General features: G+C 72.6%; 4 protein-coding genes. All 4 read right to left on the bottom strand.

The features are described 5' to 3' along the window. The coding region (locus ACWEVN_RS47230; RefSeq protein ID WP_452055624.1) for a DNA-processing protein DprA at window positions 1–790 on the bottom strand (790 nt) is incomplete at its 3' end. Next, on the bottom strand, window positions 787–1,344 hold the full coding sequence (locus ACWEVN_RS47225; protein WP_452055623.1) for a hypothetical protein: 558 nt from the start codon (window positions 1,342–1,344) through the stop codon (window positions 787–789). The genes ACWEVN_RS47230 and ACWEVN_RS47225, both read right to left, overlap by 4 nt. Beyond that, window positions 1,341–2,852, bottom strand: coding sequence for a YifB family Mg chelatase-like AAA ATPase (locus ACWEVN_RS47220; RefSeq protein ID WP_452055622.1), 1,512 nt, complete (start codon window positions 2,850–2,852; stop codon window positions 1,341–1,343). Before ACWEVN_RS47220 ends, ACWEVN_RS47225 begins: the two co-directional genes overlap by 4 nt. Next, window positions 2,852–3,229, bottom strand: coding sequence for a YraN family protein (locus tag ACWEVN_RS47215; RefSeq protein ID WP_449683672.1), 378 nt, complete (start codon window positions 3,227–3,229; stop codon window positions 2,852–2,854). The genes ACWEVN_RS47220 and ACWEVN_RS47215 overlap by 1 nt, the downstream gene beginning before the upstream one ends. Between the last annotated feature and the right edge of the window lie 245 nt (window positions 3,230–3,474).

Here is a 3,474-nt window from a genome sequence, read left to right as displayed (position 1 = left end):
GCGACACCTGTTGCACTGCGCTACTGTCCGCCCCAGGCCATCGAGCTGCGAAAACCCCGCTCGACCGCGACAGCCGCCCGGCTACCCCCAGAGAACGCCGCATGAGCCGATTGCGGACGAGGAAGCGGTGCCGCGCCGGCGAAGTGCCAGGCGGGTACTCGCTGATGACCGCGCCACCGGATTGGACGACCCGTTTCAGCATCGCGACGTGCCCGGCCGGATAGCCGGCGTCGACAGCGCATCCCAGCACGGCCGCGGTGATGCCCTCGGCGGCGAGCGCGCCGCGGTGCGCTGCCCCGTCGATGCCGTAAGCGGCGCCGGAGACCACGGGCACATTCCGGCTGGCCAGCCCGTACGCGAACTCGGCGGCGTGGTGTTCGCCGTAGTCGGTCGCGGCGCGAGCACCGACAATGGCCACGGCCCGATCGGCGGCCGTGCCGAGCGCAACGTCGCCGACAACCCACAGGGCCAGTGGCTGCACGGCTTCGGCGACGCCACACTGAGCCGCAACATCGATGGCGTGCAGCGGCCAGGCGGGCCACTCGTCGTCCTCGGGGACGACCAGGCGAGCGCCGGCCTCGGCGGCTCGGGCGAAGTCCTGGCTGACGAGGTCGTAGCCGCTTCGTGCCTCGGTCACCTTGAGCACTTCGTCCGGGCAGTCGCCACGCCGGATACGCGCGGCTGCCGCTATCGGCCCATGTGCGCTAACGAAGGCGACGACGGCGGGCGCCGGTGGCTCGGCCACCCGCAGCAGGTAGGCGCGGGCCTGCCGCAACTCGTCGGCGCTCATGCCGCCACCTGCTCTCGAACTGCCGGCATCGGCACGCGACCATCGATGAACGCGATGCTGGGCTCGACCGCCTGTTCCGGAAAGGTGGCTGGCCCGCGCTTACCGACGAAAGTGATCCCGGGCGTCCCGAGCGGCTTGACCGTCCGTTCCTGGAAAGCCACCAGTTCACGCCAAGCGACGAGGACGGGCGATGTCGGCCCGGCTACCAGCGGCAGATACGCCCGCGCCCGCCACAGCTCATCGGCGCCCAGGCCTCTACCCGGTGGGAAAGGTGACAACGGGCGCACAGCGGCAGGGGCGGTCATCACTGCCAGAGGCTCGATCGCTCGTTCCCGGCAAGCCACGAGGACGCGCCCCCTGGCGAAGGCGGTCACGGCGGGCGCTCGTGGCTCGGGCACTCGCTCGTCCGCAGGCGATATCCGTGTCGGCTCGCGGTGGGCGATGGCGCCGCCGGGCGCTGATGGCAGCTGCTCTCGGGAAGCCGCGAGCCCGTGCCCGGCGACGACGGTGGGCGCAGGTGGCTTGGCCACCTGCAGCAGGTAAGCCCCGCTCATGCCGCCACCCGCTCTCGGAAGGCCAGGGCCGCTCCGACTTGTTCGGCGCCCGGGCGGGGTTCGCCGTCCAGGTCGGCCAAGGTCCAGGCGATTCTCAAGCAACGGTCGGCTCCTCGGCCGCTCAGGGCTCCTCGGTCCATGGCTCGGTCCAGGACCGCCGTGGCGTTCGGCGGCAGGGCGAACTCGCGGCGCAGCGCCGGTCCCGGTACCTCCGAGTTCGACAGCCAGCCGTGCTCGTTCCAGCGTTGGGCTGCTCGCTCGCGGGCCGCGAGGACCCGCTCGCGCACGGCTTTCGATGGCTCCGCCGCGCTGGTGTCGTGCGCGCTGATCGCGCTCAGGGGGCGCAGCCTGACCCTCAGGTCGACGCGGTCGAGGAGCGGGCCGGACAGCTTGGCGAGGTAGCGGCGGCGGGCGTTCGGCGAGCAGACGCAGTCCGCATCCTTCGGCGGCGCGCACGCACACGGGTTGGTTGCGAGGACCAGTTGGAACCGCGCGGGGTAGGTGACCGAGCCCTTGACCCGGGAAATGCGCACCTCGCCCTCTTCGAGAACCGTCCGGAGCGATTCGAGGCACTGGCCGCCGAACTCGCAGACCTCGTCCAGGAACAGGACGCCGCGGTGGGCCCGGCTGATCGCACCCGGGCAGGCGACTCCGCTGCCGCCGCCGATCAGGGCCGGCACCGAGATCGAATAGTGCGGGGCGACGAACGGGGGAACCGTGACCAGCGGTGAGGACTTCGACAACGAGCCGTCGACCGAGTGGACCGCGGTGACCTCCAACGACTCCTCCGACGTCAGGTGCGGGAGGAGGCCCGGCAGGCGCTTCGCCAGCATCGTCTTGCCCACGCCCGGCGGCCCGCTCAGGAGGAGGTGGTGCCCGCCCGCCGCGGCGACCTCCAGAGCCCAGCGGGCCTCCGGCTGGCCGACGACGTCCGCGAGGTCCGGCACCTCCGGCGGGATCACCGGCCCGGGCGGCTCCGGGTGGACCAGCTCGGCCTCGCGCTTCATCCAGGCCACGAAGTCCCGCAGATGAGGCGCGCCCGCGACGTCCATGCCGTCCACGAGCGCCGCCTCGACGAGGGAGTCCGTCGGCACCACGGCTCGTCCGTATCCGGCCTCCCGGGCCGCCAGCAGGCCCGGGAGGATGCCGCGGACCGCGCGGATGCGGCCGTCCAAGGCGAGTTCGCCGAGCAGCACCGTGCCGAGCAGCCGGGTGGCCGGGACCGCACCGGACGCCGCGAGCACCGCCGCCGCGATGCCGAGGTCGAAGGCCGACCCCATCTTGGGCAGGTTCGCCGGGGACAGGCCGAGCGTGACCTTGCCGTCGGGCCAGGGCTGCCCGGAATTGCGGACAGCGGACCGGACGCGGTCCTTCGCCTCGCGCAGCCCCGCATCGGGCAGGCCCACGAGGGTGATCCGGCTCAGCCCGCCGCCGAGGTCGGCTTCGATTTCGATCACCCGGCCGTTGATCCCGACGAGACCGGCCGACCACGCCTTGGCGATGGGCATCAGAACGCCGCCTCGATGTGCTGCAGCTGCGGGCGAGTGCCCGGCTCCGCCAGGACGGTGATCACGTCGTAGCGGACGGGGCACCAGCCGAGGCGGAACTCGCGGAGCCAGCGCTGGGCCGCCCGGCGGACGCGGCCGGCCTTCTCCTCCGTGACCGTCTCCGTCGGCAGGCCGAATTCGGTGCCGGAGCGGGTTTTCACCTCGCACACGATGACGCGGGTGCGGTCGGTGAAGACGAGGTCCAGCTCGCCTTCGCGGCAGCGCCAGTTGCGGGCCAGCAGGACGAGGCCGCGTTCCCGGAGGTAGCCGAGGGCGATGTCCTCGCCCCAGGCGCCCAGGTCGCGGCGGTGTCTCGCGAGCTCGTCGGTGCCCGTCATCGTGTTCGCCCCCTCGTCGGTGCGCAGCCGTCACCGGGGCGGTCCCGGTGATCACGGTGCGTGTCTTCGACGATGCCAGCGGGTGGGCGGGGCTCACCAGACCCGGATCGGGCAGCTGTGGACAACTGGGGTGTTGTGGACAACCGGCCCGCGCGTCACGCCCTCAAGGCGCAAAAAGAACCGCGCCGGCTCACCCCGCTGGGTGAGCCGGCGCGGGCGGTGCCCGGTGGGGAGAACCCCAGGAC

This window comes from Amycolatopsis sp. NPDC003861 (genome assembly GCF_053605405.1).
The sequence above is the reverse complement of the archived record's forward strand: the minus strand, read 5'-3'. Positions and strand labels throughout refer to the sequence as shown.

What these genes read in the sequence shown, in the direction of transcription:
- ACWEVN_RS47225 (WP_452055623.1), bottom strand. Translation starts at nt 1,344, where the DNA reads ATGAGCGGGGCTTACCTGCTGCAGGTGGCCAAGCCACCTGCGCCCACC.
- ACWEVN_RS47220 (WP_452055622.1), bottom strand. Translation starts at nt 2,852, where the DNA reads ATGCCCATCGCCAAGGCGTGGTCGGCCGGTCTCGTCGGGATCAACGGC.
- ACWEVN_RS47215 (WP_449683672.1), bottom strand. Translation starts at nt 3,229, where the DNA reads ATGACGGGCACCGACGAGCTCGCGAGACACCGCCGCGACCTGGGCGCC.